Source organism: Geobacillus jurassicus NBRC 107829 (genome assembly GCF_001544315.1).
GTDB classification, from domain to species: Bacteria; Bacillota; Bacilli; order Bacillales; family Anoxybacillaceae; genus Geobacillus; species Geobacillus jurassicus.
Genome location: NZ_BCQG01000108.1, coordinates 1 through 2,153, shown reverse-complemented (window position 1 = coordinate 2,153; position 2,153 = coordinate 1). Strand labels below are relative to the sequence as shown.

The 2,153-nt window shown below is 52.6% G+C and carries 2 protein-coding genes; both read left to right on the top strand.

The window, feature by feature from the left end:
• Positions 1-141 precede the first annotated feature (141 nt).
• Positions 142-1,647, top strand: coding sequence for an IS21 family transposase (gene istA, locus GJ1_RS17310; RefSeq protein ID WP_066235107.1), 1,506 nt, complete (start codon positions 142-144; stop codon positions 1,645-1,647).
• On the top strand, positions 1,644-2,153 hold a 510-nt coding region (locus GJ1_RS17305; protein WP_066235104.1), incomplete at its 3' end, for an ATP-binding protein. The genes istA and GJ1_RS17305, both read left to right, overlap by 4 nt.

Sequence of the window (2,153 nt, the reverse complement as noted above, 5' to 3'; positions counted from 1 at the left end):
GTTTAGTGCAAAATAAAAATACAGAGTTCTGCAACGAAACGTGCAGAGCCTAAGGCAAAGAAAAAAGGCTTGCCAGCCCCTAACATTTCCTCTACTGTGGAAGTTGTGAACACATAAACCAAACAGTGGAGGAGCGAAAGGATGCTGGCAATGCCCGAAATGAATCGTATCAGAAAACTGCGTGAAAAGAAAGGGTTATCGATTGCGGAAATTTCCCGCGAAACGGGATATAACTGGAGAACGGTCAAGAAATACGCGGATGGCGGCATTTCTGTCCAACCAACCATCAAACGCAAAAAGGGGATGATGGAGGAAGAAGGATACGGGCAAATCATTGATGACTGGTTGGAGGAGGATGCCAAGCTGCCGAGAAAACAACGGCGAACGAACAAGACGATGTTTGAAGCGCTTTGTCGTGACCATGGATTTCAAGGCTCGTATCGCACCGTTTGCGCGTACGTGCAAAAACGAAGACCGCAGCTCAAACTCGAGAAAGAACAGCGCTATGAACGACTTGAGCACCCGCCAGGCGAGGCGCAGGTGGATTTCGGGAAGATGACGGTGGTGACGAAGGAGGGGAAGGAAGAAGAACGATCGGTTTTGATCGTAAGCTTCCCGTATAGCAACGCTGCGTTTGCTTATCCGCTGCCGGCGGAAAACAGTGAATGCTTCCTCCATGGGTTGACGCAGCTGTTTCGTCAGGCTGGGGGAGTGCCAAAGGCATTGCGCATTGACAATTTGTCCGCGGCCATCGTGTCGATTCGAAAAGGGGGAGAACGCCAATTCACCGAGGCTTTTGAGAAATTTCAACTCTACTATCGGTTTGATGTACAAGTGTGCAATCCATACAGCGGACATGAGAAAGGAAATGCGGAGCGAAAAGTCTATTACACTCGCAACCTTTGTTTCGTCCCGGCTCCGTTGATCGAGTCGGATCCGGAGCTGGTGGAGTGGCTGCATCGCAAGATGGTCGAGGACCGAAACCGCCCTCATTATGAAAAGGGGCGGTTGATAGAGGAGCTATGGCAGGAAGAGCGGCCGGAGCTGTTGGCGTTGCCGGAACAAGATCTTCCGATCTTCTCCCTCGATCACGCTTACGTGAATAAGTACGGAGAAGTGATGGTGGATGGGAAGGCGTTCGTCGTCCATGGCCTGTCCGTCCCCAACCGGGTATTGGTGAAAAAAGAGTGGGATCGTTTCTTTGTGCTCTCTCCTGACGGAGGCATACATCTTGAGACGCCAAGGCCGTATACGAACGTGAAACGCGAGATCCCTTGGAAAGAGATTTTCGCTGAGTGGGAGACCAAACCCCGGGTTGTCGGGCATTCCCGATACCGGGCGTACTTGCCGGAAGCGATCCGAACGTATCTGGCTGGCACCCCGCCCCAGGTGGCGGCCCGTTTGAAAGGGCTGCGAGCGCTGTTGGATCGTTGCACGCTTTATGAAATCGCCCAGTGGCTCGATGAGAACCAGCGATGGGACTTGGCTCCTCATGAAATCGGAGTGTTGATGGAAGCGAGGCAGTCCCATTACCCGGCCAAGTGGGAAGAATCGTACACCCCTTCCGTCCTGATCGACTATGAAACGGACTTAACGGTGTATGATCAACGTCTTCATCCTGTTCGGGAAGGGGGTGTCCAGGGATGAGAGCAGAGGTGAAAGAGATTTGTAAAGCACTGCATTTGGCCTATATCGCGGATCGATTCGAGGAGGTGATGTTCGAAACGAAAGAACAGTTTTTGCGGGATGTATTGGCGCTGGAGCTGTCGTGCCGCCAGCAGGCGAAACAGGCCCGGCTGATCAAGAAAGCCAAGTTTCGGGAGTTGAAATGGCTGAAGGATTACGAATGGTCGGATCACATCCACTGGCCGACCACGACATCGAAGAAGGAATTGTGTGACCTTCGCTTTTTGGAGCGAAAGCAAAACGTTCTGCTTTTAGGCTCGCCCGGGACAGGAAAAACCCATCTCGCCACAGCGCTCGGCATCCAGGCGTGCCAACAAGGCCATGAGGTTCGGTTTTTCCGCGTCGCGGATCTCGTCGCCCAGCTGGAAGAGGCATTGAAAAATGGCACGCTCGGGCGGCTGAAACGAAGCATCGATGCGTGCGAACTGTTGATATTGGATGAACTCGGCTATGTGCCGTTTCAAAAG